This is a genomic window from Tsukamurella conjunctivitidis (genome assembly GCF_007858475.1).
Lineage (GTDB): Bacteria > Actinomycetota > Actinomycetes > Mycobacteriales > Mycobacteriaceae > Tsukamurella > Tsukamurella conjunctivitidis.
The window spans coordinates 1-1011 of the sequence record NZ_VIGX01000049.1 but is presented as its reverse complement, the minus strand read 5'-3'; the positions used below and the strand labels follow the sequence as shown (position 1 = coordinate 1011).

The 1011-nt window shown below is 69.2% G+C and carries 2 protein-coding genes; both read right to left on the bottom strand.

From position 1 onward, the window contains the following. A partial coding sequence (locus FK530_RS27310) for an RNA methyltransferase PUA domain-containing protein (RefSeq protein ID WP_438947262.1) occupies positions 1-92 on the bottom strand: 92 nt, incomplete at its 3' end. Positions 93-173: 81 nt separating this feature from the next. Continuing rightward, positions 174-1011 (bottom strand): DnaJ C-terminal domain-containing protein (locus FK530_RS24255; protein ID WP_146489411.1); only part of this gene is annotated, 838 nt, incomplete at its 5' end.

The window sequence follows — 1011 nt, the reverse complement described above, 5'->3', positions numbered from 1 at the left end:
AGGCCGAGACCGTCGACGACGTCCAACTCATCGCCCACACCCAGGCGCCGAACGACGGCGGCGTGACGCCCCTCAGGGCCTCCCAGGTGCACGGACGCGCCCACGGAGACGGTGTCGGGGCTGGGAGTGAGATCCTCGGAGAGGAAGACGGGACGGGTCACGGTGTCACCGGTTCACTGCCCGGTGAACTTGTCACGCAGACGCTCGAACATCGACTGGTCACCTCGCCGTGGTTCCACACGTTCCTCCCCACGGATGGAGGCGAGTTCCTCCAGCAGCTCCCGGGAACGGTCATCCAGCTTGCGGGGGACCTCCACGTCGACGTGGACGTGCAGGTCACCTCGACCGGGCCGCTGGAGATGCCCGACGCCGAGGTCGTCCAGGATGACCTCCTCGCGCGGCTGGGTGCCCGGGTTGATGCTCACTTCCCGCAGTCCGTCCAGGGTCTGCAGGGAGAAGACGGTGCCCAGTGCTGCGGTCGTCATGGGGACCGTGATCCACGTGTGGAGGTCGTCGCCCTGTCGGGTGAAGACGGCGTGCTTCTTCTCGCGCACCTCCAGATAGAGGTCCCCGTTGGGCCCGCCGGCGGGGCCGACCTCGCCCTGTCCGCTCAGACGGATGCGCGTCCCGTCGTCCACACCGACGGGGATGTCGACCGTCAGGGTGCGGCGGGTGCGGACCCTACCGTTGCCCGAGCACTCGTGGCACGGGTCCGGGATCGTGGTGCCGTGTCCCTGGCAGGCGGGGCAGGGACCCTGGGTGCGCATGTTGCCCAGCAGAGAACGCTGGATGCGGGTGACGGAGCCGGTGCCCCCACAGGTCGGACACGTCGCGGGATGCGTGCCCGGTTCACAACAGGAGCCGCCGCAGGCCTCGCAGCGCACGTAGGTGTCGAGGCTGATCTCCTTCTTCGCGCCGAAGGTCTCCTCCTCCAGTGTCACCTGGACGGCGATGAGCTGGTCCTGCCCCCGGCGCGCACGGGGAACGGGGCCTGCGGAGGAGGCAAAGCCT